Origin of the sequence: Kitasatospora sp. NBC_00039 (genome assembly GCF_045160625.1) — a bacterium.
Classification (GTDB): domain Bacteria; phylum Actinomycetota; class Actinomycetes; order Streptomycetales; family Streptomycetaceae; genus Kitasatospora.
In genome coordinates this window covers 584042-607853 of sequence record NZ_CP108290.1, presented here as the reverse complement: position 1 = coordinate 607853, position 23812 = coordinate 584042, and the positions used below count along the sequence as shown (strand labels likewise).

14 protein-coding genes (1 of these 14 only partly in view) are annotated in these 23812 nt (G+C 74.9%); 2 read left to right on the top strand and 12 right to left on the bottom strand.

Translation table 11 applies throughout. The annotated features are described in order from the left end of the window. Positions 1–47 precede the first annotated feature (47 nt). The 3 genes from OG286_RS38795 to OG286_RS38785 are packed head-to-tail and all read right to left on the bottom strand — an operon-like array spanning position 48 to position 5052. A complete protein-coding gene (locus tag OG286_RS38795; RefSeq protein ID WP_331742056.1) occupies positions 48–2516 on the bottom strand; it encodes an ATP-binding cassette domain-containing protein in 2469 nt (822 codons plus the stop codon). Continuing rightward, on the bottom strand, positions 2513–3514 hold the full coding sequence (locus tag OG286_RS38790) for an ABC transporter permease (protein WP_331742054.1): 1002 nt from the start codon (positions 3512–3514) through the stop codon (positions 2513–2515). Before OG286_RS38790 ends, OG286_RS38795 begins: the two co-directional genes overlap by 4 nt. Continuing rightward, a complete protein-coding gene (locus OG286_RS38785; protein WP_331742052.1) occupies positions 3511–5052 on the bottom strand; it encodes an ABC transporter substrate-binding protein in 1542 nt (513 codons plus the stop codon). The genes OG286_RS38790 and OG286_RS38785 overlap by 4 nt, the downstream gene beginning before the upstream one ends. A 243-nt stretch (positions 5053–5295) precedes the next feature. Between OG286_RS38785 and OG286_RS38780 the strand changes: the two genes are divergently transcribed. After that, on the top strand, positions 5296–6012 hold the full coding sequence (locus OG286_RS38780; RefSeq protein WP_331742050.1) for a PIG-L deacetylase family protein: 717 nt from the start codon (positions 5296–5298) through the stop codon (positions 6010–6012). A 112-nt stretch (positions 6013–6124) separates the two neighbouring features. Then, positions 6125–6502, top strand: coding sequence for a VOC family protein (locus OG286_RS38775; protein ID WP_331742048.1), 378 nt, complete (start codon positions 6125–6127; stop codon positions 6500–6502). Positions 6503–6605: 103 nt separating this feature from the next. On the opposite strand, the gene OG286_RS38770 is transcribed toward OG286_RS38775, so the two are convergent. The 9 genes from OG286_RS38770 to OG286_RS38730 form a co-directional block, all read right to left on the bottom strand. Beyond that, positions 6606–7871, bottom strand: coding sequence for a cytochrome P450 (locus OG286_RS38770; protein WP_331742046.1), 1266 nt, complete (start codon positions 7869–7871; stop codon positions 6606–6608). 211 nt (positions 7872–8082) lie between these two features. Continuing rightward, positions 8083–9279, bottom strand: coding sequence for a cytochrome P450 (locus tag OG286_RS38765; RefSeq protein WP_331742044.1), 1197 nt, complete (start codon positions 9277–9279; stop codon positions 8083–8085). 141 nt (positions 9280–9420) lie between these two features. After that, complete coding sequence (locus OG286_RS38760) at positions 9421–9819, bottom strand: DUF3224 domain-containing protein (protein ID WP_331742042.1); 399 nt, start codon at positions 9817–9819, stop codon at positions 9421–9423. Positions 9820–9860: 41 nt separating this feature from the next. Further along, positions 9861–10274, bottom strand: a complete 414-nt coding sequence (locus OG286_RS38755) for a nuclear transport factor 2 family protein (protein ID WP_331742040.1) — start codon at positions 10272–10274, stop codon at positions 9861–9863. Positions 10275–10481: 207 nt separating this feature from the next. Beyond that, complete coding sequence (locus tag OG286_RS38750; RefSeq protein WP_331742038.1) at positions 10482–11231, bottom strand: alpha/beta fold hydrolase; 750 nt, start codon at positions 11229–11231, stop codon at positions 10482–10484. A 151-nt stretch (positions 11232–11382) separates the two neighbouring features. Continuing rightward, positions 11383–12612: a hydroxymethylglutaryl-CoA synthase gene (locus OG286_RS38745; RefSeq protein WP_331742036.1), complete on the bottom strand. Its 1230-nt coding sequence runs from the start codon at positions 12610–12612 to the stop codon at positions 11383–11385. Beyond that, entirely contained in the window at positions 12609–12896 is a 288-nt protein-coding gene (locus tag OG286_RS38740) for a phosphopantetheine-binding protein (RefSeq protein ID WP_331742034.1), read from the bottom strand. The genes OG286_RS38745 and OG286_RS38740 overlap by 4 nt, the downstream gene beginning before the upstream one ends. Next, positions 12893–13891 (bottom strand): LnmK family bifunctional acyltransferase/decarboxylase, encoded by a 999-nt coding sequence (locus OG286_RS38735; RefSeq protein WP_331742031.1) that lies wholly within the window; start codon positions 13889–13891, stop codon positions 12893–12895. Before OG286_RS38735 ends, OG286_RS38740 begins: the two co-directional genes overlap by 4 nt. After that, positions 13888–23812 carry the 3' end of an SDR family NAD(P)-dependent oxidoreductase gene (locus tag OG286_RS38730; RefSeq protein ID WP_331742029.1) on the bottom strand. Its footprint extends 10760 nt past the window's final position, so the window shows 9925 of its 20685 coding nt (coding positions 10761–20685); the start codon falls outside the window, past its right edge; it ends in the stop codon at positions 13888–13890. Before OG286_RS38730 ends, OG286_RS38735 begins: the two co-directional genes overlap by 4 nt.

Sequence of the window (23812 nt, the reverse complement as noted above, 5' to 3'; positions counted from 1 at the left end):
GTCCCGCCCCGCCCGGGCAGCTGCGGGCGGGACCGCTCCCCCGGCCGTCAGAGCGGCTCTGCCCCCGAAAGGTGGCGCAGCCGGCCGTCGGCCACCTGCGCGAGGCTCCCGCCGATCCGCTCCACGACCAGGCGGTCGTGCGTGACCACCACCAGCGCCACCCCGAGGTCCCGGCACAGCTCGTCGAGCAGCTCGAGGACCGCCAGTGCGGTCGTCCGGTCGAGCGCGCTGGTGATCTCGTCACACAGCAGGACCTCCGGGCTGGCCGCCAACGCCCTTGCCAGAGCGACGCGTTGACGCTCACCGCCGGACAGTGCGGCCGGCCTGCGGTCCAGGTGTCCGGCGCCCAGGCCGACCCGCTCCACCAGGGCCAGGGTCCGCGCCCGGACCTGGTCGGGCGGCACCAGGGCGAACTGGCGCAGCGGGCGGCCGACGATCCCCGCCACGCTGTGACGGGGGTTCAGCGAGTCGTACGGGTTCTGCGGGACGAGCTGGAGCAGCCGGCGTTGGAGCGGGGTGCGGCCGCCCACCTCCTTGGCCAGGACGTGGCCGGCCAGGCGCACTTCGCCGGCCGCCGGTGTCACCAGCCCGGTGATCGCCCGCAGCAGGGTGCTCTTGCCGCTGCCCGAGGCGCCCACGATGCAGAGCCGGCCGCCGGCCGGGACGCTCAGCGAGGCGTCGGCCAGGATCCGTCCGGCGCCGGGGCGCTCGACCCGCAGCCCTGCGACGGAGAGCGGCGCGGCAGGGTCCGCCTCCGCCGTGGGCGGGGCGCTCGGCGGCGCGGCCGCCACGGCCGCCGTGGCGGCCGGTTCGGGTGCGGCGGCCAGTGCGGCGCCGGGCGGGCCGGAGCGCAGGATCCGCCCGCCGCCCATCACCACGACGGTGTCCGCGGCCTGGGCGACCGCGTCGAGGTCGTGGGAGACGAGCAGGACGGCGGTGTCCTTCTTGCGGCACAGGGCGACCACCTCCATGACCAGACGGGCCGTGTTCTCCGGGTCGAGGGCGCTGGTCGGCTCGTCCAGCACCAGCAGCCGGGGCTCGCGGGCCAGGGCCACGGCGATCGACAGCCGCTGGAGCTGGCCGCCGGACAGCTGGTGCGGCCGGCGGGCCAGGAACGCCGGGTCGTCGGGCAGGCCGAGGGCGCGCAGCGCGGCCCTGGCGCGTTCCAGCCGCTCGGCGGGCGGGACGTCCAGCGTGCGCAGCTGCTCGCCGATCTGGTCGGCGACCTTGAGGTTGGGCGGCAGTGCGGTGCGCGGGTCCTGGGCGACGTAGGCGACGCTGCGGGCCCGCAGGCGGGAGAGTTCGCGCCGGCTCAGGCCGTCCAGGGCGGTGCCGAAGAGCCGGGTGGTGCCCGCGGTGCGTTCCAGGCCCGGATTGGTGTGGCCGAGCAGGGCGAGTGCGGTGCTGGTCTTGCCGCTGCCGGAGTCGCCGATGAGCGCGACGACGGTGGCGGCGGGGACGGTGAGGTCGACGCCGTGGACGGTCTCGCGCCCGGTGGCGGTGGCCTCCAGGCGCAGGCCCCGCACGGTCGCCGCACCGTCCGGCGCCACACCCGCACCGTCCGGTGCCGCGCCCGGTCCGGGCAGCGCCACGGCGCGCGGGCCAGCCGCAGGGCCCGCCGGGCGCGGCCGCCGCAGGCCCCGGCCGGCTCGCCGGCGGCGTGCGGTGTCGGCCGGGCCGAGAGTGTCGGCGAGGCGGCCCACCGTCAGGAGCAGGGCGAGCAGCAGGGCCGCCGGAGCCAGCACGGCCAGCGGCTGGAGGGTGAGGCCGCCCTGATTCTCCATGATCATCAGCCCCCAGTCGGGGGTGGGCGGCTGGGCGCCCAGACCGAGGAAGCCGGCGGTCGCGACCGCGTAGGCGGTGCCGGCGAAGCGCACGCTGGCGTCGGCGGCCAGGGTGCGGACCAGGTTGGGGAACACCTCCCGGGCCAGGATCGAGGGCGTCGACTCACCACGGGCCAGGGCCACTTCGACGTAGTCGTGGGCCAGGGCCTGGGTGGTGGCGGCCCGGACGATACGGGTGATGTCCGGCACCATCACCGCGACCACCGCGATGGCGACGCCGACCAGTCCGGGCCCGGTGCCGGTCGCGATGACCGCGATCAGCACCAGCGGCGGAAGGCCCATCAGGACGTCGGCGCCCCGCATCACGAGGGTCGCGGTCAGGCCGCCGCGGTAGGCCGCGAGCATGCCGGCCGCCACCCCGACGAGGTAGGCGACCAGCAGCACGGCGACGGAGAGCAGGATGAGCGTGCGCCCGCCGGAGAGCACCCGGCTGAGGACGTCCGCGCCCAGGTGGTCGGTGCCGAGCGGGGCGTCGGCGCTGCTCGGGGCGAACGGCATGCCGACACCGACCCGCGGGTCCTTGGGCGCCAGCCACGGGCCGCAGAGGGTCAGCAGCAGCAGCACGGCGAGCACCACCGCCGCGACCGGCCGCCGCCGGGCCGGCCCGGTCGGGCCCGGGGCGGGCGCGACGGGCGCCGGTGGTTCGGTGACCGGGGTGGAAGCGAGGGTCACAGCACGATCCTCCTCGAATGGTCGAGCGCCATGCCGAGCACGTCGCCGAGCAGGTTCGCCACCACCGTCACCAGCGCGATCAGCAGGGCGACGGCCTGCACGGTCGGCACGTCACGCCCCGCCGACGCCTGGATCAGGACGGACGCGATCCCCGGGAAGCCGAACAGCGTCTCGGCCACCAGCGCCCCGCCGACCAGCAGCGACAGGTAGCGCGCCAGCAGCGGGATCACCGGCGGGAGGGCGGCGGGCAGGACGTAGCGCAGCACCACCCGGTGCTCGGGCACGCCGTTGAGCCGTGCGGTGGCGACGGCGTCGCCGCCGGCAACCTCCACCACCCCGCTGCGCACCAGCCGGGCGTTGTGCGCCAGGCAGCCGGCCAGCAGCGTGGCCACCGGCAGGACCAGGACCTCGGGTCTGCTCAGCAGCCCCTGGCCGGGCCTGATCAGCGAGACCGCCGGCAGCAGGTCCAGTTCGACGGCGAGGACCAGCACCAGGACGCTGCCCATCACGAACTCGGGCACCGCCAGCAGGGTCAGGGTGGCCGCCGAGATCAGCCGGTCGGCGAGGCCCCCGGAGCGCAGCCCGGCCCAGACGCCCAGGCCGACGGCGAGCGGCACCAGCAGGGCGAGCGTCACGCCGGCGAGGACCAGCGAGTTGCCGGCCCGGTCCCCGACCAGGTCCGCGACCGGGCTGCCGGACACGTAGGAGGTGCCGAGGTCGCCGTGCAGGACGGTCAGCAGCCAGTCGCCGTAGCGCACCAGCGCGGGCCGGTCCAGGCCGAGTTCGGCTCGGCGGGCGGCCACCTGGGCCGGGTCCGCGTCCGGCCCCAGGGAGGCGGCGGCCGCGTCACCGGGAGCCGCGTCGGTGGCGACGAAGACGATCGCCGAGACGGCGAGCAGCACCAGGACACCGGTGAACAGCCGCCGGAGCAGGAGGGACCTCAGCGACCCCCGGCCGGTGCCGGGGGTCGCCGGGGCCTTGAGAGCGGTGTCGGTCATGCCAGGTATGCGTCTCGGAAGCTCGGGAACGTCGGGTAGCCCAGTGATTTGACGCCGTGCACCTGCGGGGTGGCGGCGGCCAGGACCGGCGCCTTCGCCCAGACGAGGTCGCCGCCCTCCTCGTGGAGGTAGTGCTGGATGTCGGCCAGCGCGGTCTTGCGCTGCTCCTCGGTGACCGCCGAGCGGACCTTGGTGACCAGGTCGTCCGCCTTCGGGCCGGCGACGCCGGTGAAGGGCAGCAGGGCGTCGCTGCCGTAGAAGAACAGCACGTCCAGCGGCAGCGGTCGCGGCTTGCGGTTGGCGGACTGGAACTTGGCGCCGATGAAGACCTTCGGGTCGGCGAAGAAGTCGCCGGCCGGCACCTTGTCGAGGCCGATGGTGATCCCGGCCTTCTTCGCCTGCTCGGCCAGCACCGCGGCGCCCTCGGCCAGCCCGTACTCGTAGTCGCTGGTGCGGATGGTCAGCGAGAGGTTGTCCACGCCGGCGTCCTTGAGCAGCTTCTTGGCGCGCTCCGGGTCGTACTGGCGCTGCGGGAGGTCCTGCGCGTAGTCCGGCAGGTACTTGCCGAAGAGGTCGTTGCCCACCTCGCCGAAGCCGAGCGTGACCCGCTCGACCATCTGGTCGCGGTCCACCGCGTACTTGAGCGCCTGCGCCACCCGCGCGTCGGTGAACGGGTCCTGGCTGCGCTTGAGCATCGCACCGAAGTTGGGCCACTCCCACTTGGGCGGGGTGAGCAACTGCAGGGCGGCGTTGGCGCGTTCGGCCTTGCCCGCGACCAGCGAGATGCTCGCCGCGTAGTCGACCTGGCCGGCCTTGAGCGCGTTGAGCCGGGCCGCGCCGTCGGCGATGGAGACGAGTTCGAGCTCGTCGAGGTAGGGGCCGGCGCTGCCCCAGTAGTCGGGGTTGCGCTTGAGCGTGGCGCCCTGGCCGACCTTGTGCTGCTGCAGGATGAAGGGGCCGCTGCCGGGAACGGCCGAGAAGTCGGTCGTCCCGGCCGGGACGACGAAGATGCCCTGCGTGAACACCTGGTCGAGGAAGCCGTGCGGGCGCTTCATCACCAGGACGGCGGTGAGCTCGTCCTTGCGCCGGGTCTTGGCGAGGTCGACGTCGGCCAGCAGGGGTGCCTGGTTGGCCTTGGTGTCGACGTAGGTCTGGAGCGTGAAGAGGACGTCCTCGATGGTGAGCTTGCGGCCGTCGGTGAACTTGACGCCGCTGCGCACGCGCAGCGTCCACTCGGTGCCGTCGGCGTTGGGCGTCATGCTCTCGGCGAGCTGCATCTCGATCTTGCCCTCGGCGTCGACGACGCAGAGCTCGTCGTAGACCGCACGCGCCCGCACGTAGTCGATCGGGGTGTTGGCGGCCTTCAGCACGTTCGCGGTCTCGTTGCTGCCGCCGATGAAGGCGGCGCGCAGCTTGCCGCCGCGCTTGGGGCTCGGCGGCGCCGTGGCGTCCGCGGCCGGGGCCTTGGCGTCCGATCCGCAGGCGGTCAGCAGTCCCACCCCCGCGGTGCCCGCCGTGATGCCGGCAGCCGCCCTCAAGAGGGCTCGTCTCGACACTGTGAGCCGTTGGTCCGCCATGGTTCCTCCTAGTTCGCGTGCCTGCGCTGGGCCGTGCGCGCGAGGAAGGTATCCACTTCAAATCCCCAAGATCTGCGCAGCATTGAGCATCGGAGATGCCCAGGTGAAGGCCCGGTACGAACCAAGCGGACCGCACGGTCCGCCGGATCCGGGCGCTCACTTCGGAGCAGACCGGCCCCGGCCACGCGTGCTTGTCTGCGCCTCATGACGAACCAGCTGCAGGAGATGCCGGCCGACTTCGACCGGGTGCTGTGCGTGGTCGCCCACCCCGACGACATGGAGTTCGGCGGGGCGGGCGCGGTGGCCGCGTGGACCGCGGCGGGCAAGCAGGTGGGATACCTGCTGCTGACCCGCGGCGAGGCGGGGATCGACGGGATGGAGCCGGCGAAGGCGGCCCGGGTGCGGGAGGAGGAGCAGCGGCGCAGTGCGCGGATCGTGGGCGTGACGGAGGTCGAGTTCCTGGATCATCCGGACGGTGTCCTGGAGTACGGCCCGGCGCTGCGCCGGGACATCGCGGCGGTGATCCGCCGGCACCGGCCGGAGCTGGTGGTCGGCTACAACCACCGGGACACCACCCACACCCGCCGCTGGAACACCCCCGACCACCGCAACGCCGGGCGGGCGCTGCTGGACGCGGTGGGCGACGCGGGCAACCGGTGGATCTTCCCCGAGGCCGGCGAGCCGTGGGGCGGCGTGCGGTACGTCGCCATGGTGGGCTCCCCCGAGCCGACCCACGCGGTGGACGTGAGCGGCTCGGTGGACCAGGCGGTGGCGTCGCTGGAGGCGCACGAGGCCTACCTGGCGGCGCTCGGCGGCGGGCGTCCGGTGGACGTGCGCGCGCCGCTGACCGGCCTGTACCAGTCCACCGGCGAGCGGTTCGGCGGGCGGCTCTCGATCGCGTTCGAGCTCGTGGTGAGCTGAGAGCACCCCACCTCCCGCCCGGGCCGCCGCCCGGCCGCACCGCTCGGAACTCGTCCCGCCGATGCGCAACTTTGGCCAGGCGGCGCGGGCCCGGATCCGTAGGGTTCCGGGCATGGCTGCTATCCCCTATGTCAAGTACGAGGACGTCGCGCGCGCGCTCGACTGGCTGACCGAGGCGTTCGGGTTCACCGAGCAGCAGCGGTTCGCCCACCCCGACGGCCCGGTGTTCCACGCGGAGATGCTCACGCCGGCCGGCGACCCGGTCTACCTGGCCGGCCCGGGCGGGGACTACCGCTCCCCCGCCGCCACGGGCCAGCGCAGCGCGATGGTGTCGGTGGACACCGACGACGTCGACGCCCGGTTCAAGCGGGCCGAGGCGGCCGGCGCCACGCTGGTCTTCCCGCCCACCGACACCCCGCAGGGCATGCGGGTCTGCAAGGTCGAGGACCACGAGGGCCACGAGTGGTTCTTCAGTCAGAAGCTCAGCTGACGGCACGGAAGGGTGCGGGAAACCGCGAGCGGGCCGGGGCGACCTCCCGGCCCGCTCGTCCGTCGTGCCAGGGCCGCCGGGGACCTGCCCCGGCGGCGGTGCGTCACCAGGTGACCGGAAGGGCCTCCAGGCTGTGGATCACCATGTTGCGCTTCCACGGCAGTTCGCTCTCGGGGACGGCCAGCCGCAGCCCGGGGAAGCGCCGGATCAGCGTGTTGATGCCGATCTGCATCTCCAGCCGGGCGAGTTGGGCGCCGACGCAGTGGTGGATGCCGTGCCCGAAGGTGGTGTGCGAGCCCGGGCGGCGGGTGATGTCGAAGGTGTCCGGGTCCTCCCAGACCAGGGCGTCGCGGTTGGCCGAGTTGGTGACGGCGATGACGCCCTCGCCGGCCCGGATCAGCACGCTGCCCATCTTGACGTCCTCGGTGGCGACCCGCATCAGGCCGCCCGCCGCGCCCCCGGGGATGTAGCGCAGGAGCTCCTCGACGGCGTCGCCGATCCGCTGCGGCTCGGCCCGCAGCAGCGCCAGCTGCCCGGGGTTGCGCAGCAGGACCAGGACGGCGTTGGCGAGGCGGTTGGCGGTGGTCTCGTACCCGGCCACGATGAGGCCGCCGGCGAAGGAGACGAGTTCGCGTTCGCTGAGGCGGTCGTCGTTGTCGCGGGCGGCGATCAGGACGCCGAGCAGGTCGTCGGCGGGGGCGGCCCGGCGCCCCTGCACCATGGCCGCCAGGTAGCCGATCAGGGCCTGGCGGGCGGCGACGGCCTCCTGGAGCTGGTCGGGCGCGGTCTTGAACATCTGGTCGGACCACTGCCGGAACAGGGGCTGGTCCTGGCGCGGCACGCCGAGCAGGTCGCCGATGGTCATGATCGGCAGTGGTGCGGACAGGGCGGAGACCACGTCCCCGCCCGGCCCGCCCTGCTCCATGGCGTCCAGCAGCTCGTCCACGGTCCGCTGGATGCCGGGGCGCATGGCCTCGATGCGGCGCACGGTGAAGGCGGGGGCCACGAGCTTGCGCAGCCGGGTGTGGTCGGGCGCGTCCTTGCTGACGATGGAGTCCGGGTCGCCCTCGACGCCCGGCATGAACTGCGGTGCGCCTGGTCTGGTGGCCGCCTGGCGGCTGAAGCGCGGGTCGCTGAAGACGGTGCGGACGTCCTCGTAGCGGGTCACGATCCAGGCCGGGTCGCCGCTGGGCAGGGTGACCGGGCAGGCGGTCTGTTCGGCCCGCAGGCGGGCGTACTCGGGCGAGGGGTCCAGTGCCGAGGTGATCGGGAACGGGAACGGGCACCGCTCGGCGGAGTCGACGAGCTCCGCGGTGTCGATGGGGCCGGCGGTGTCGGCGGGGTGGTCTTCGGGCTGCGGCCGGGTCACTCCGGCTCCTTTCGGTCCGCGGGGGCCCGGGCGCCCAGTGCGCCCGGGCCCGCCGGTGGTCAGTGGTTCGGTGCTCGGTGCCGATGGTGCGGTGATGGTCGGTACGCGGTGGTCGGGTGGTCGGTGGTTGGATACGCGGTGGTCGGGTGCTCGATGGTCCGGCGCTCGGAGAATGTCGGTGATCAGGGACGGGTGGCCGGCGGGCAGCCGTTCACCAGGTGACGGGCAGCGCGTGGACGCCGTGCACGAACATGTCGCTGCGGAACGGCACGTCGTCCAGCGGCACGGCCAGTCGCAGCGTCGGGACCCGGGCGAACAGCGTGGACCAGAGCACCTGGAGCTGGAGCCGGGCCAGCAGCTGGCCCAGGCACTGGTGCAGGCCGTAGCCGAAGCCGAGGTGCTCGGCCGCCTCCGGGCGGGTGATGTCCAGCCGGTCCGGGTCGGGGAACACGCGCTCGTCCCGGTTGGCCGAGGAGAGCACCACGACCACGCCCTCGCCGGCCCGGACGGTCTTCCCGGCGACCTCGACGTCCTCGGTCGCCACGCGGCGCAGCCCGTAGTCGATGACCGTCTGGTGGCGCAGCAGTTCCTCGACGGCGCCGGGCACGCGGGCCGGGTCCTTCACGAGTTCCGCGAGCTGCTCGGGGTGCTGGAGCAGGACGAGGGTGCCGACGCCGATCTGGTTGGCGATGGTCTCGAACCCGGCGATCATCAGCAGGGTGGCGATGCCGACGAGTTCGTCGTGGGTGATGCCGTCCTCGTCGAGCCGGGCGGCGGCCCGCCCGAGCAGGTCGTCGGTGGGTTCGGCGGTCTTCTCGCGGACCAGCCGGTCCAGGTACTCGCGCAGTTCGTCGCGGACCACCTGACGGCGGGCCGGCGGCGCGCTCTGGTCGCCGATGACCTGGGTGCACTCCTGGAAGAACGCGCGGTCCCGGTAGGGGACGCCGAGGAGTTCGCAGATCACCAGGGTGGGCAGCGGGAGGGCGATCGCCTGGACCAGGTCGGCGGTGCCGCCGCCGGACAGCATGGTGTCGACGAGCTCGTCCACGATGCCCTGGACGGCGGGGCGCAGCTCCTCCAGGCGCTTCTTGCGGAACTCGCCGACGATGGTGCGGCGCAGCCGGGTGTGGTCGGGCGGGTCCATCCGGATGAACGTGCCCGGGCCGGGCGGGCGGACGGTCATCCGGGCGGGGAAGCCGTCGCGGGAGAAGTCGGAGCTGAAGCGGTCGTCGGCCAGGACGGCGCAGGCGTCGGCGTGGCCGGTGACCAGCCACACGTCGCTGCCGTCGAAGTCCAGGGTGGAGCGGTGGAGCGGCTGTTCCGCCCGTAACCGCGGGTAGACGGGGGCGGGGTCGAGCGGGCAGGTGCGGGGCACCGGGTACGACGACGGCTCGGTCGGGGCGTCCAAGGGGCGTGTCCTCCTCGTCCAACGGGGCGGCTGCCGGGCGGGATTGCCCGGCAGCCATCCTGGTCGTCGGCGCTCGGAGGGTCTGCTCAGTATTGTGCTGGCCGGCAGATCACGGAGAACGCGGATCAGCCCGGGGGTGGATCAGCCGAGGTCGTACTCCAGCCGGTACCGGGCGTTGCCGGCCTCCTCGTGGGTGGCGGTGAAGCCGCCGCTGCCGGTCAGACCGGTCAGCTCGCCCGTGCCGGAGCCCGGGACGACCGTCCAGGTCACCTCGGCGGTGGTGCCGGTCAGTTCACCGGTGTGCTGGAGTACGAAGCTGCCCGAGCGCCCGCCCAGCCGGCCGGAGACCTGCTCCAGGCCGACGAAGGTGGTGGAGTCGTCGCTCCGGTAGAACATCACGTACTCCTGGACGCCCTGGCCCTCGATGTCGCCGGTGTAGGAGTACTCGACGGCCGAGCGGGTCAGCTTGCGCCCGTCGGTCTCCGTGATGTCCTGTTCGTCCCAGCTCTTGAGCGCGCGGGTCCCGGTGGCGTTGCTCATCCTGTGTCCTTCTCGGAGAGGGTCGGCAAGGTGGCGCGATGTCACGCGGAGGCGGCACCGCCCGGCTCACCAGCATGCCCTGATTCGGCCTGGGCCGCGAACCAGTCGCGCATTCCGCCCTCGATTCCGGCGACCTGACGCCAGATCAGGCCATCCTTCAACACGTACGCGCCGAAGCCGAGTTCACGTTCGCCCCGGACGCTCATGAGGGCACGCATGAAGAGGGTGTCGCCGGTGTGGGTGTACTCCAGCAGCCGCTCGTACTTGGCCTGGATGTCCATGTAGCGGCTGAAGGTCTCGCGGATCTCCTTGTGACCGGTGAGGATGCCCTGGAACCGGACCACCACGGCGTCGGGGTGGTAGGTCTCCATCAGCGCGTCGATGTCCTTGTTGTCCAGGCAGTCGATCTGGCGGACGAACAGCGGGTGGCAGCCGGAGAGGTCGAGCTCTTCCATGGTGTTCTCCTTCTGGGTGTGCCACGCGGGTGCGCGGCGGCGGGGCGGAGCGGGACGGTCCGGTCCGGGACGGGCCCGGTCCGGGGTCGGGGGTCGGGGGGTCGGCCGCGGGGCCGGGGCCGGAGGCCGAGGGTCGGCCTCGGAGCCGGGGGTCCGAGACCGGGGCCGGGGGTCAGGTCGGGGCCGGGGGTCAGGTCGGGGCGGGGGTCAGGTCGGGGCGGGGACGCCGAGGCGCTCGCGGATCAGGGCGAGCAGCTCGCCCGGGTCCTCCTTCAGGTAGAAGTGGCCGCCGTCCACCACCCGCAGGTCGAAGCCTCCCCGGGTGGTGTCCCGCCAGCCGGCCATCTCGTCCGGGTCGACCTCGGAGTCCGATCGGCCGACGACGGCGGAGACCGGGCAGGCCAGCAGGCCGCCGGGCAGCGGCGTGTACGTCTCGTTCACCTCGAAGTCGGCCCGCAGGCCGGGGGCGAACGCGTTGAGCAGCCCGGGGTGGGCGAGCACCTCGGCCGGGGTGCCGCCCATGCCGGCGACGGCCGCGGTGAACTGGTCCTGCGGCAGGTCGTGCAGCCGCGCCCGGCGGGACGGCAGGTGCGGGGCCCGGCGGGCCGAGACGACCAGGTGGCGCGGTTCTCCCCAGCCGCGGGCCGCGAACTCCCGGGCCGCCTCGTACGCGAGGACCGCCCCCAGGCTGTGCCCGAACAGCGCGAACGGCCGGTCCAACGACGGCAGAAGGCCGTCGCACATCGGACCGATGATATCCGTCATCCGGCGAAACGGCTGTTCCCTCGCGCGGGCTTCCCGGCCCGGCAGGAGGATCGGCCGGATGTCCACGTCCTGGCCGAACTCCCGCTGCCAGGAACGGAACAGGGTCGGTCCGCCGCCGGCGTGGGCGAAGCAGAACAGGCGCAGCCCGGCCTCCGGCGCGCCCGGCGCCGCCACGGTCCAGCGTCCGGTCATCGGTCCTCAGCTCCTCTCGCCGGGCCGGTCCCCCGGCACGGCCGGCCGGCTCCCGGTGTCGGTTTCGGTGTCGGCGTCGGTGTCCCTGCTGTGCGGCCGCCCGAGGGACCGTTCACGCGGTCTGACCCGGCCCGGGGGGCGGGTGCGTCGCTCAGCGCCATGCGTAGCGGCGGTGGTAGTCCTGGACGCCGGTGAGGACCAGCAGTTCGCCCGGCCGGCCGGCGTGGTCGAGGTACTCGGCCCAGTCCTCGGTGTCGACCCGGCGCTCGCGTTCGGGAACGAGGCAGGACCTGGTCTGCTTCAGCAGCCGGGTGTACTCCTCGAAGCCGATGTCGCGACGGGCCGCCAGGCGCTCGCCGATCCGCAGGGCGCCGAGCGTGCGGGCCGACTCCGGGGTGATCACCCCGCTCAGGAACTCCGAGGCGCAGCCGGAGCCGTAGGCGAACAGGCCGACCCGCTCGGGGCGTTCGCAGGGGGCGCTGTCGATGGTGGCGGCGAGCGCGAGGTAGAGCGAGCCGGAGCAGAGGTTGCCGACGACGCTCGGGTAGACCAGGGACGGTGCGACCCTGCGGGCGAAGTCCGCGTCGATCTCGGCGGGCCGGGCGTCGGCGTGCTCCTGCATCATCTTGCGGTGGCCGGCCCGGACCAGCCCGGCGAACGGGGTGTGCATCACCAGGCGGTCGAAGGTGGTCGCGAAGTCGGCGCCCTCCACCCGGTCCGCGTAGTCGGCGAAGCTCTTCGCCAGGCAGTCGAGGTAGGCGAAGAGCGAGCGGTCGGCGTCCGCGATGTCCAGGGTGGGCAGCGGGCGGGCGGAGTCGAGGGTCTCGTAGCTGTGGAGGCCGTAGGCGCCCGGGTCGATGGCCATGATCCGGGGCCGGTCGCTCACCAGGACGGCGGCAGCGCCGTGGCCGGTGGCGGCCTCCGCGTACGCGGCGTACTCGTCCACCACGGCCACGTCGGTCGCGATCACCAGGGCCTTGGCGCCGGGCGAGCGCCCGGAGGCGAGGTAGCCGGCGGCGAGCTGCACCGCGCCGGTCGCCGCGTAGCAGGCCTGCTTGGCCTCCATCACCCGGCAGGAGCGGGGCAGGCCGAGGTACTCGTGGACGTAGGAGGCCACCGACTTGCTGTAGTCCACCCCGGACTCGGTGGAGGTGACGAGCAGCTCGATGCGCCCGCGCTCGGCCGGGTCCAGCGCGTCGACCAGCGCCTTGGCGGCGTTGACGGCGTTGGTGACCGGGTCCTCGAAGGGCAGGGCGACCGAGCGGCGTTCCATCATCAGGTTGCCGAGCCGGGCGTGGTCCAGGCCGCGCCCGTCGAACAAATCGGTCAGGGCGATGCCGGCCAGGCCCGCGTAGACGTTGAGCGCCTCGATCCCGATCACGCCCGCACCCCCCGGGCCAGGTGCGCGACGAGGCCGTCGATGTCCGGTATCGCGCTGAAGTTCGACATCGGCTCGTCGATGTCCAGGAGCCGGGTGACGCCGATGATGATCTCGACGCGGTCCACCGAGTCGGCGCCCAGCTCCTTCAGGTGCTTGTGCCCGGTGATCTCCCGTGGGTCCAGCGCGGGCAGGATGCCGCGGATCACCTCGTGCAGCGCCTGCTCGGCCCGGGCCCGGGCCGCCTCCTGCGCGGCGCGCCGAGCGCCGTCCTGCTCGCTGTTCACTCTGCCTCCTCAAGGTCCCGCAGCACCCGCTGGGTGCTGACGGCGATCAGGTCCGAGCTGTGCGCGTCGCGGACCACGACGTCGACGAGCTCCTCTGCCGGGTCGGCCGCCGCGGCCCGGACGGTGACGGTCATCTCGAACTCGCTGTCCGGTTCGGCGTTGCCGACGTAGCACAGCTGCTGGTCGACCGTCCGGCGCCGCAGGAACGAGCGGTCGCTGCGGCCCAGCGCGCGCCACTGGCGCAGCACCGCCTGGTCGACGAAGGAGAAGTAGGACGCGAAGTAGACGAGTCCGACGCCGTTGAGGTCCCGGGTGATGTCGATGCCGTACCGGGTGGTGAAGCCCTGGGCGACGCTGCGGTACTCCCCCGCCGTGTCCTCCCGGAAGGTCAGCGCGCGCCGGGCGCGGCCGTAGACCGGGCGGGGCGAGTACTCCTCGGGCAGGGCCGGCAGCCGGGTGTGGTGGAAGTCCGGCGGCGAGGCCGGGACCAGGCCCCGGTTGCTGTCGGCGTGCCGGCGGCTGACCCAGCGGTTGAAGTTCTCCACGTGCAGGGTGCCGGGCGCCGGGCCGCGGTGGAAGGCGGCCGGGTCCCAGGGCTCGGGCGGGTCCCCGGCGGCGGTGGTCGAGGAGATCCGGTGGAGGGTCAGCACCGACTCGCTGCCGAAGTCGAACGAGCGGGAGAGCACGTCGAGTTCGTCGCCGAAGGTGGGACTGCGCAGGTGGAACTCCCGGCTGCCGCGCACCCGGTAGTAGAAGAACGCGAGGTAGGCCGGGTCTCCGCCGGCGCCCTTGGCCGCGAGGACGTCGGTGTCGCAGAGCGCGCCGACGGTCTCCCAGGTCCAGTCCCCGACCTGGCCGAGGAAGAGCGAGTTGTGGCCGCACATCGCGGGCGAGACGGTGACCCGGCGGCGGACGGTGCCGGGGTCCAGCACCTGGAAGGGCGCGGGGGCGGGGGCGGGGGCGGGGGCCGGGGTGTGGGCGGGCGTCGGGGTCATCGGGTGGTCTCCGGTCGGCCGGCCGCGTCGATGCCGGCCAGGAAGTCGGCGAGGACCTGGTTGAAGCGCCCCGCGGCGGTGAGGCTGGGGAAGTGTCCGGCGTCCTCGAACTCGTGGAAGCGGACGTCGGGCAGGGTGCCGTGCAGCAGATGACCGGTCTTCAGCGGGACGACCGTGTCGTGGCGGCCGTGCACGATCAGCGCGGGCGCGGTGAGACCGGGGAGCCCGGGCAGCAGGTTCGTCGCGAGGTCGAACTCGTCGAGGTAGCGCAGCCCGATCCGGGCGTCGAGGCTCTCGCAGCGCAGCAGCAGCTCCTCGTAGCGCCGGCGGTGGCCGGCGATCGGCTCGGTGCCGGGCTGGGCCAGCAGGTGGTCGAAGTCCTCCCGGGCGACGAGGGCCAGACGGTTCATCTCGCCCTGCCGGTTGCCGATCCGGTAGGACCCGCCGATCAGCGTCAGCGAGGCGACGTCGTGCGGGTGGCGCAGCGCGAGGGACATCGCGGGCAGCGCGCCGAAGGAGGCGCCGGCCAGGTGGACCGGGCCCCGGACGTCCAGGGCGTCGAGCGTGCGGCGCAGCAGTTCGGCCAGGCCCTCCACCGACAGGTCGGCGGCGGCCGTCGTCGCGCCGACGCCCGAGTGGTGCACGGAGATGACCCGGTGCCGGTCGGCGAGGGCGGCGAACTGCGGGCCGAAGAAGCCGGCGCCGATGTTGAAGGGGTGCAGCAGGACCAGCGGGCTGCCCCCGCCGGCGGTGAACACCTCGACGTCGCCCTCGCTCAGTGCGACCAGGTGACGCTGCACGTCCGGCTGGTGCTCGCGCAGGACGGCGTGGTTGTCGCTCAGGGGCCGGTGGCCCTCGTCCAGCGCGGCGCGGACGTCGGCCGGGAGGGCCGCGGCCGGGTGGTACGCGGCGGTCGCCGGGTGCGCGGCGGCGCCGGGGCCGTCGGCCGGGACGAGCAGCGGGGCCGGGCCCCCGTCGCGGTGCAGCGCCGCCAGCCGGCGGCCGGCCTCCGCCGCCCGTTCGGTCCCGAGGCCGAGCGGCACGGCCAACCGGACCAGCGCGGCGCCCGCCGCCGGGCCGGCGGCCAGGTGCGGGGCGGCCCGGACACCGGTGTGCCGGTAGCTCCAGGCCAGCCAGTCGGCCGCCGGGTTGGGCGAGCGGTCGGCCCCGGGCAGCCGGGCCGCGTCGATCAGCACGCAGTGCCCGCCGGCCGCCACCACCGGCAGACCGGCATCGGCGAGGATCCGGCGCAACTCCTGGACAGCGCCCATCCGTTCGGCCACCGCCGCGGCCGAGCGCTCGCGGTCGGCCAGGGCCGCGGCCATCAGCCGGCGCTGGGCGACGCCCGGCTCCCGGCCGCGCCGCAGCACGTCCTCGTGGAGCAGTTCGGCGAGCCGGCTGTCGTCGGTGGCGACGAGGCCGCCGTGGTCGATGCCGAAGTCCTTGGACAGGCCGAGGGTGACGGCGGTGGCCAGGGCGAGGATCTCCTCCGCGACCTCCCACACCTTGCGGCCCCGCTCGCCGTCCTCGTGCCCGGCGACGAAGGCCGCGTTCTCCAGCACGCGCGTCGCGTCCAGGACGAGCGGCACCCCGTGGGCGTCCGCGGCGGCCCGGACCCTGCGCAGGTTGGCCAGCGACAGCGGGAGCCCGCCGAGCGCGTTGGTGCTGGTCTCCACGCAGACGAAGGAGACCGTGCCCGGGTTGGCGGCGAGCGCCCGCTCCAGCGCGTCGACGTCCACGTCACCCCAGAGCGCCTGTGCCCCGTTCGCGGCGGCGACGGCCGGGACGGCCAGCGGGGCGAAGCCGTGGTCGATCTGGTTCAGCGCCCAGGTCGGGAAGAGCGCGTTCTGCACCACCAGTCCGCGCGGGCCGGGCCAGGCCCGGCAGAGCAGGGCCTCGGCGGACCGGCCCCGCAGGGTCGGCACGACGTAGCGGAAGGGCAGCAGGGCCGCGAGGTCCTCGGCCGGGCCGGGCCGGGCCGCGGTCTGCGCGCGCAGCGCGGCCATGCCCTCGGCGACGTAGGCGGTGTCGAGCTCCGTCCAGGAGTCGGTGACGAGGTCGATGTCGGCCTCGCCGGAGTCCAGCAGGAGCGGGTTGTGGCCGTGGGCGGCCAGGCGCCGCGCCCGTACGGCGACGGCCTCGGTGTCGGGGGCCTCGAGGGGACGGGTCCCGGTGGGAGGGGCCCCGGCGGCGGGCTGCGGGGGTGCGGGGCGGGCGGGTGCCGGGGCCGTGGGGCGGGCGGACGCCGGGGTGGGTACCGGGACCGGGGTGGGTACCGGGACCGGGGTGGGCGCGGGGGCCGGACGGGCGGCCGGCCGGGCTGCCGGGGGGCGGCCCGCCGCGACCTCGGGGTTGGCGATCATCAGGATGAGCTCGCCGACGTCGGTCGGCTCCCCGTCGGCCGGCCGGCACAGGTAGACGGGCAGGTTGACCGGCCGGAACTTGTTCTTGAAGCGGAAGTTCCCCTCCCCTGTGAACACCTCGGCGGAGCGCAGCTCGGCCAGCGCCTGCTCGGCCGCCGGTTCGGCGTTCGGCGAGGAGCAGAGCCGCACGCCCAGGCTCGCCCCGAAGCTGAACATCGTGCAGCCCTCCTCCGCGAGCAGCTCCACGATCCGCACGATCGTGTACTCCAGACCGCCCTTCGGCGTCTGCTCGGAGTAGAACTCCAGGTCCAGCAGGTACCCGTTCTCCGACGGGATCCGGGTGACGATGACCGCGCTGCACAGCTGTCCGGCGGAGTGCGTGAGGAACATCCGGTGCCGCTCGGCGAGCACCCCGCGGCTGATCTCGTCCCGCACGGTGGCCACGTACGGATTCACCATGTCCTTGGTGGCGCACCAGCCGTCGATCAGTCCGGCGATCGCGGTGTCGGTGGCCGGATCGGACCCGACCCGGTACTCGCGCACGCCGGCCCCGGGCATCCGCGCGAAGCGCTGCACCATGTAGCGCAGCCGCTGCATCCGGGCGCCCGAGAGGCTGAACTCCTGGATGGACTCCATCCGCTGGACCACACCGAAGGGCGTGGCCGAGTACGGGCGCCCGCCCACCTCCGTCAGCCGCACCATGGAGAGCAGGTTGGGCTTCAGCCCGCGGCGCTCCGCGTGCTCGGTGTACTCGCGGGTCAGTTCCGGGAGGTCCTGCTCCGAGCCGACGTAGCTCCACGCCAGCAGCGAGCCGTCCCGCTGGGAGAAGTTGAAGTAGGCGCTGCGGGCCGAGCCGAGGAAGACCAGCGGCGCGATGTCCCGGCCCGGCAGGCCGCCCTCCTTGGCGTGCCGGCGGTCCAGCTCCGCGATCGCAGCGGCGATCTCCGGACGGTCTGTCAGCTCGCGCTTGAGCACCACCACCGGGCCGCCCGCCGCCGGCTCGGCCGCGAGGTCCGGCGCCGGACCGCCGGCCCGGGCCGGGGCCGGCGCGGCCAGCAGGGCGGCCGCTGCGGCGCCGTGCGCCGCGGACAGGTGCCCGGCCAGCGCGCCCACCGTGGGGTGGTCGAACAGCAGGGACTTGCGCTGCGGGCCGAACCGCCGCTCCAGGGCGGCGACGACCCTCAGCATGTCGAAGGAGGTGAAGCCCTGGCCGGCGAAGTCCGCCCCGGGATCGACGGCCCGCTCGACCGTCGCCTCGATGAAGTCGGCGAGTTGAGTGCCCGTCAGATCATCGCCGCCGGTTCGGTGTTGCGGCAGGGCGACGGGAGTGGCGGGCGCGTCGGGGGCGACGGGAGTGGCGGGCGCGTCGGGGGCGACGGGGACGGTACGGGCGGCGGGGGCTGCGGGGAGCGCCGCGATCGCAGCGGCGACACCGGCGCTCAACAGCTCGACGGAGTCCTGCTCGTAGAGCTCGGCCGCCTTGAGGTCCAGGCCGTAGGTCTCGTTGAGCATCCGGGCCAGGTCCATCCGGAAGACCGAGTCCAACCCCAGCTCTCCGAAGGGCTGGTCGGCGGGGAGCTCCGCCTCGGGGATGCCGAGGATGTCGGAGAGCAGCGAGGTAACCGTCCGCCGGATCTCCGGGAGCCCGACGCCGGGCGGCGCGGTGGGGGCCGAGGGGGCCACTGGAGCGGAGGGGGCCACGGCAGGTGCGGGGCCGGCAGCAGGGGCCGGTACGGGTTTGCGGGGCGCGGGCTCCGGGCCGGCGGGCGCGCCGAGCGAGGGCAGCTTCACCCGCTCGCGGGCTGCCGCAGCAGGCACCGGCGTGCGGCGGACGGCCGGGGCCCGCACGGGCGACGGCGCCGTGGACGAGGACGGTGACGCTTCGATGGTGGCCTCCAGACTCGGGTGCGGTGTGCCGGGGGCGAACCAGTGACGGGCCCCGGCGAAGGGAACACCGGGCAGCGGGGTGCGGCGCGGCAGCGGCCCGGCCCAGAGACGGGCCCAGTCGACCGCCGTGCCCTCGACCCAGGCACGGGCCTGCCCGTCGAGGTCCGCGGGGCCGTCGAGGTCGACGTGGTCGCGGTCCACGGGGCCGACGGCGTTCTCGTGGTCGCGGGCCGCCGGGGCGGACCGGCGCGCGGTGCCTCGGTGGGCACCGGGCGGGCAGGTGCCCCCGGCCGCCGCGCGCAGCCCGCGCACCAGCTCCGCCCGGTCGCGCACCACCAGGGCGAGACGCTCGGGCCACTCCTCGCGCCCGGTCTGCAGCGTGCGGGCGACCTCCGCGAGCACGGGCTCACGAAGCTCCAGGTGGTCGGCCAACAGACCGGCGTACTCCTGGAGTTGTGCGGCGGTGGGCGCGGACAGCACCACCAGCCGCGGGCTGCCGTCGTCGGTGGTGGCCGGCCGGGGCCGGGGCGACTCCAGGACGACGTGGGCGTTGGTGCCGCCGAAGCCGAACGAGCTCACCCCCGCGCACCGCACGGGCACGCCGTCGGCGCCGGCCGTACCCTCCCACCGGAGCGGACCGTCGACGATCCGCAGCGGTGTCCCGGCCAGCCGGATGTGCGGGTTGAGCCGCTCCAGGTGCAGGTGGGGCGGGAGTTGGCGGTGCTCAAGGCCGAGCAGGACCTTGATCACCCCCGCGATGCCCGCCGCCGCCTCCAGGTGGCCGATGTTGGTCTTCACCGATCCGACCGCGATGTGCGGCCGGTCGGGCAGCACCCGGTCCCGGTCGGCGTAGAGCGTCGCGAGGGCCTGCTTGATGCCCTCGATCTCCACCGGGTCGCCGAGGCTGGTCCCGGTGCCGTGCGCCTCCAGGTACCCCAGTCGGTCGGGATCGGTACCGGCCGCGCGGTGTGCCCGCACCAGGACCCGGGCCTGTGCCTCGGGGTTGGGCGCGGTCAGGGAGCCGGCGCGGCCACCGTGGCCGACCGCCGACCCGGTGACCACGCCGTAGACGTGGTCGCCGTCGGCGAGCGCCCGCTCCAGCGGCTTGAGCAGGACGACCCCGCAGCCCTCGCCCCGCACGTAGCCGTCGGCCCCGGCGTCGAAGGTCTTGCAGCGGCCGTCGGCGCTGAGCATCCCGGACTGCTGGAAGGCGCTGAACAACGCCGGGCTGAGCAGCACGTTGACCCCGCCGACGAGGGCCTCCTCGCACTCGCCCGCCGCCAGCGCGCCGACCGCCCGGTGGATCGCCACCAGCGAACTGGAGCAGGCGGTGTCCACCGACTCGCTCGGCCCGTGCAGGTCCATCAGGTAGGAGACCCGGTTGGCGAGGACGGCGTGCGCGACTCCGGTGGCGCTGTGCGCCTCCACCGTGACGGCCGCCTTTCCGAGCAGGTCGGCGTAGTCGGAGGTCGAGACACCGGCGAACAGGCCGGTCGCGGTGCCCGCGAGGTCGGACGGGCGGTAGCCGGCGTCCCAGACGGCCCGCCAGGCGGTCTCCAGGAACAGCCGCTGCTGCGGGTCCATCAGGGCGGCCTCGCGCGGGGCGATGCCGAAGAAGCGGGCGTCGAACCGGCTCACGTCGGCGAGGAACCCGGCCCGGACGGGGGCCGCCCCCGCGGCCCGGCCGAGCTCGGCGCGGTCCGGCGGAACGTCGGTGACCAGGTTTCGGCCGGCCATCAGGTGGTCCCAGAACTGCGCCGTGCCGGCCGAGCCGGGCAGCACCGCCGCCATGCCGACCACCGCCACCGGGAGCGGCCGGCCGCTGGAGGGCCGTAGCGCGGGGGCGGGGGTCGGCGGCCCGGAGGTGGCTGTGGGCTGGGAGGTGGCCGCGGGCTCGGCGATGGCCGCGGGCTGCGATGCGGCAGCGGGCTCGGCGGCCTGCTCGTCGGCCGGCTGCGGCGGTTCGCCGCGCTCCGGAGCCGGCTGCGGCCGTGCCGGGGCGGGGAGGGGCTGCGGACGGTGGTGAACCGCCACCTCGGCGGTGTGGTGGCGGACCAGGTGGGCCGCGAACGAGGCCAGGTCGGGGCACTCGAAGAGGACGGTCGGCAGCAGGTCCAGGCCGTAGAGCTCGTTCACCTGGTTGATCAGCTCGGTCAGCGTGAGCGAGTCGAACCCGAGCTCCAGCAGCTGGTCGTCCACGTTGACGTCCTCGGGCTCGACCAGGAGGAACCCGGCGGCCATCGCCCGCAGTTCGCGCTCCACCTCGGACGCCGGCACCTCCTCGGGCGTCGGCTCCTGCTCGGGCGTCGGCTCCTGCTCGGGCGCCTGCTCGGGCGTCGGCGAGGCGGCCTCGGGGCGGGCCGCCTGCGGTTCCGGAGCGGCCTGGGCGGACTGGGCGCTCGGGGCGGAGGGGGCGGACGGGGCGGACGGGGCGGAGGGGGCGGACGGCCGCTGGACGACCGTCACCCGGGTCTCCCGGCCGCCCAGGGCCACGTCCAGCGCCCGCAGCCCGTTGGCGGTGCTCATCGGCGCCATGTCCCAGCGGCGCGCGAGCAGCTCCCGGGTGGCGGCGTCCACGCTCATGCCGCCGTCCTCCCAGAGCGGCCACGCGATCGACACCGTGTGCCCGGCGCGCAGGCCGGCCGCGTGCCGCTGGGCCCGCTGCTCGGCGAACTCGTCGAGAAAGGCGTTGGCGTAGGCGTAGTCGAGCTGGCCCGGGTTGCCGCTGTAGGCGACCACGGAGGAGTAGAGGGCGAAGAAGTCGAGCGGCTGGCCGAACGTCGCCTCGTCGAGCGCCAGCACGCCGGCCGTCTTCGGGGCGAGCACGGCATCGAGGTCCGCCCGGCTCTTCGTCACCGCGCGGGCGTCGCGGGTGACCCCGGCCGCGTGCACGACACCGCGCAGCGGGCCGTACTGCGCGACGGCCTCGCCGACCAGCCGGCGCATCCCGTCCGCGTCCGCGACGTCGGCGCGCAGGTAGCGGACGGTGCCGGCACCCCGGTCGAGCTCGTCCACCAGGGCCTGGCGTCGGGGGTCCAGTGCGGAGCGGCCCACCAGCAGGACGGTCGCCCGCGCGCGGGAGGCCAGCAGCCGGGCGGTGTGCAGGCCGAGCGGCCCGGCGCCGCCGGTGACCAGGTAGACACCGTCCGGGCGCGGCCGCAGCTGGTCCGCGGGCGCGGGCACGTGGTCGAGCAGGCCTCTCACCTGCCGTTCGCCGCCCTGGTAGCGGACCTCGACGGCGGCGCCTGGCCGGCACCCGGCCAGCTCCGCCACCAGCCGGGCGGCCCGCTGCTCGGGCGGCGCCACCGCGTCGGCCCCCTCGAAGGCCACCCGGGCGGCGCCCAGCCGGCTGTGCTCCAGCGCCAGGCTGCGCAGTGCGGCGCCGACGGCCGCGTCGTGCGGCCGGGACGACGGGGTCGGGGCGGTGTACCCGTAGACCACCCGCAGGTCGCGCGGGGCCCCCGGCCGGGCGAGCAGGGCGGTGGTGAGCGCGACCAGGGCGTGGAAGCCGCGGTCGAGACCGGCCGTCAGGTCGTCACCGCCGTGGCCGGCCGCGCCCTCGGGAGCGCAGAACACCAGGCCGTCCGGCTCCAGGCCGCGCTCGGTGAGGTCCGCCACGAGCCGCCGGCACTGCTCCCGGTCGGTGAGCGCCAGGCGGTAGCCGCCCGTGTCATCGGTTCGGGCGTATTCCGGGGCGGTGGCCAGCGTGACGACCTGCACGCCGTCGGCGGCGAGCCGCCCGGCCAGTGCCCCGGCCGGCCCGGGCTCGTCTGCGGCGACCAGCACCACGCGCGGCGCCGGGGCACCGGTCAGCGGCTCCGGCGCGGGAACCGGCTCCCAGACCGGGCGGGCGAACCGCAACAGGGCCGCCTCCTCAGGCCGTTCGGGGGCGCTCTGTACGTCGGGGCCCTGCGGTGCTTCCTCGCCGCGGCCGGGCTGCGGCACGCCGTCCGTCGTGAGGTCTTCCCCGGCCTCCCCCGCGGCCTCGTCGGCGGGCGGCTCGGCCAGCCAGTAGCGGGCGCGGTCGAACGGGTACGTCGGGAAGGCGGTGCGACGCGGCCGGGGGCCGGACCAGAGCCTGCGCCAGTCCACCTCCGCCCCGGTCAGCCAGGCCTCCACCGCCGCCGCCCGGTCCGCGCCGTCCCGCACCGGTGCGGCGGTGCGGGCGGCGGTGCCCGCGTGGACGCCGGGGGCCGGGCGCCCCTCGGCGAAGGCGCGCAGGCCCTCGGCCAGGGCGGGCAGGCTGCCGGCGACCACGGCCAGCCGCTCCGTCAGCTCCCGCCGTCCGGTCTGGCTGGTCCAGGCGAGCGAGCGCAGGGTCGGTGCGTCGTCGCCGGCCCCGGTCGCGGCCGCCACGTGGTCCGCGACCCGGCCGGCGAGCACGGCCAGCCGCTCGCGCGTCCGGGCGGACAGCACGAAGACCTCCTCGATCCCGGCGGGCTCGGGGGCGCCCAGCGGCTCGGGGGCGCCCAGGTACTCCTCCAGCACCAGGTGGACGTTGGCCCCGCCGGCGCCGAACGAGCTCACGCCCGCCCGGCGCGGTTGCGCACCCGCCCGCCCGTCCTGCTCCGCCCGGTCCGCCTGGTCCGCCTGGTCCGCTTGGTACGTCTGGTCCGCCACGGGCCGGGGCCACGGGGCGGCCTCGGCCAGCGGCCGGAACGGCGAGGCGTCGAAGTCGATCCTCGGGTTGAGCCGGTCCAGGTTGGCGCTCGGGTAGAGCAGCCCGTCCCTGAGCTGCAGGAGCACCTTCGTCAGCCCGGCGATCCCGGCCGCGCCCTCCAGATGGCCGATGTTGGCCTTGACCGAGCCGATCGCGACCGGCGGGCCGTCCCAGCCGGTGGCCGAGGGCACGTCGGGCCCGGCGCCGAAGGCCCGGGCGAGCGCGGCCACCTCGATCGGGTCGCCCAGCGCGGTGCCGGTGCCGTGGGCCTCCAGGTAGCCGACGGTGCGCGGGTCGACCCCGGCCGCGGCGAGCGTCCCGGCCACGAGGTCGGCCTGCGCATTGGGGTTCGGGACGGTGTAGCCGCTGGTCTTGCCGCCCGCGTTTGCGCGGCTGCCCTTGATGACGGCCCAGATCCGGTCGCCGTCGGCCACCGCGTCCGCCAGCGGCTTGAGCAGGACGGCGCCCACCCCCTCGCCGGGGACGTAGCCGTCCGCGTCGGCGTCGAAGGTCCGGCAGGCGTCGCCGCCGGCCAGCATGCCGCGGGCCGACAGGGCGACCAGGTGGGCGGGGTGCAGGATCAGGTTGACGCCGCCGGCGACGGCCATCCGGCACTCGCCCCGGCGCAGGCTCTCGCAGGCCAGGTGAACGGCGGTCAGCGAGGACGAGCAGGCCGAGTCGACCGCGAAGCTGGGCCCGGTCAGGTCGAAGTGGTAGCTGGCCCGGTTGGCCACCGACCAGTACGCCGAGTGCGCGGCCCCGAACTCGCCCCGGGGCCAGCCGGAGGCCGCCGCGAGCTGGCCGTACGAGCCGTACATCAGGCCGACGAAGACGCCGGTCTCCGGGACGCGGGTGTGCGCGCCGAGATAGCCGGTCTCCTCCAGGAGGTTCCAGCAGGTCTCCAGGAACAGCCGCTCCTGCGGGTCGATCGCGGCCGCCTCGCGCGGCAGGATGCCGAACAGCTGTGGGTCGAACTCGTCCACACCGTCCAGGAATCCGGCCCACCGGCCG

Bases quoted from the DNA above. Each gene is read 5' to 3' on its own strand.
- OG286_RS38790 (WP_331742054.1), bottom strand. From the start codon at position 3,514: ATGACCGACACCGCTCTCAAGGCCCCGGCGACCCCCGGCACCGGCCGG.
- OG286_RS38780 (WP_331742050.1), top strand. From the start codon at position 5,296: ATGACGAACCAGCTGCAGGAGATGCCGGCCGACTTCGACCGGGTGCTG.
- OG286_RS38775 (WP_331742048.1), top strand. From the start codon at position 6,125: ATGGCTGCTATCCCCTATGTCAAGTACGAGGACGTCGCGCGCGCGCTC.
- OG286_RS38760 (WP_331742042.1), bottom strand. From the start codon at position 9,819: ATGAGCAACGCCACCGGGACCCGCGCGCTCAAGAGCTGGGACGAACAG.
- OG286_RS38755 (WP_331742040.1), bottom strand. From the start codon at position 10,274: ATGGAAGAGCTCGACCTCTCCGGCTGCCACCCGCTGTTCGTCCGCCAG.
- OG286_RS38750 (WP_331742038.1), bottom strand. From the start codon at position 11,231: ATGACCGGACGCTGGACCGTGGCGGCGCCGGGCGCGCCGGAGGCCGGG.
- OG286_RS38735 (WP_331742031.1), bottom strand. From the start codon at position 13,891: ATGACCCCGACGCCCGCCCACACCCCGGCCCCCGCCCCCGCCCCCGCC.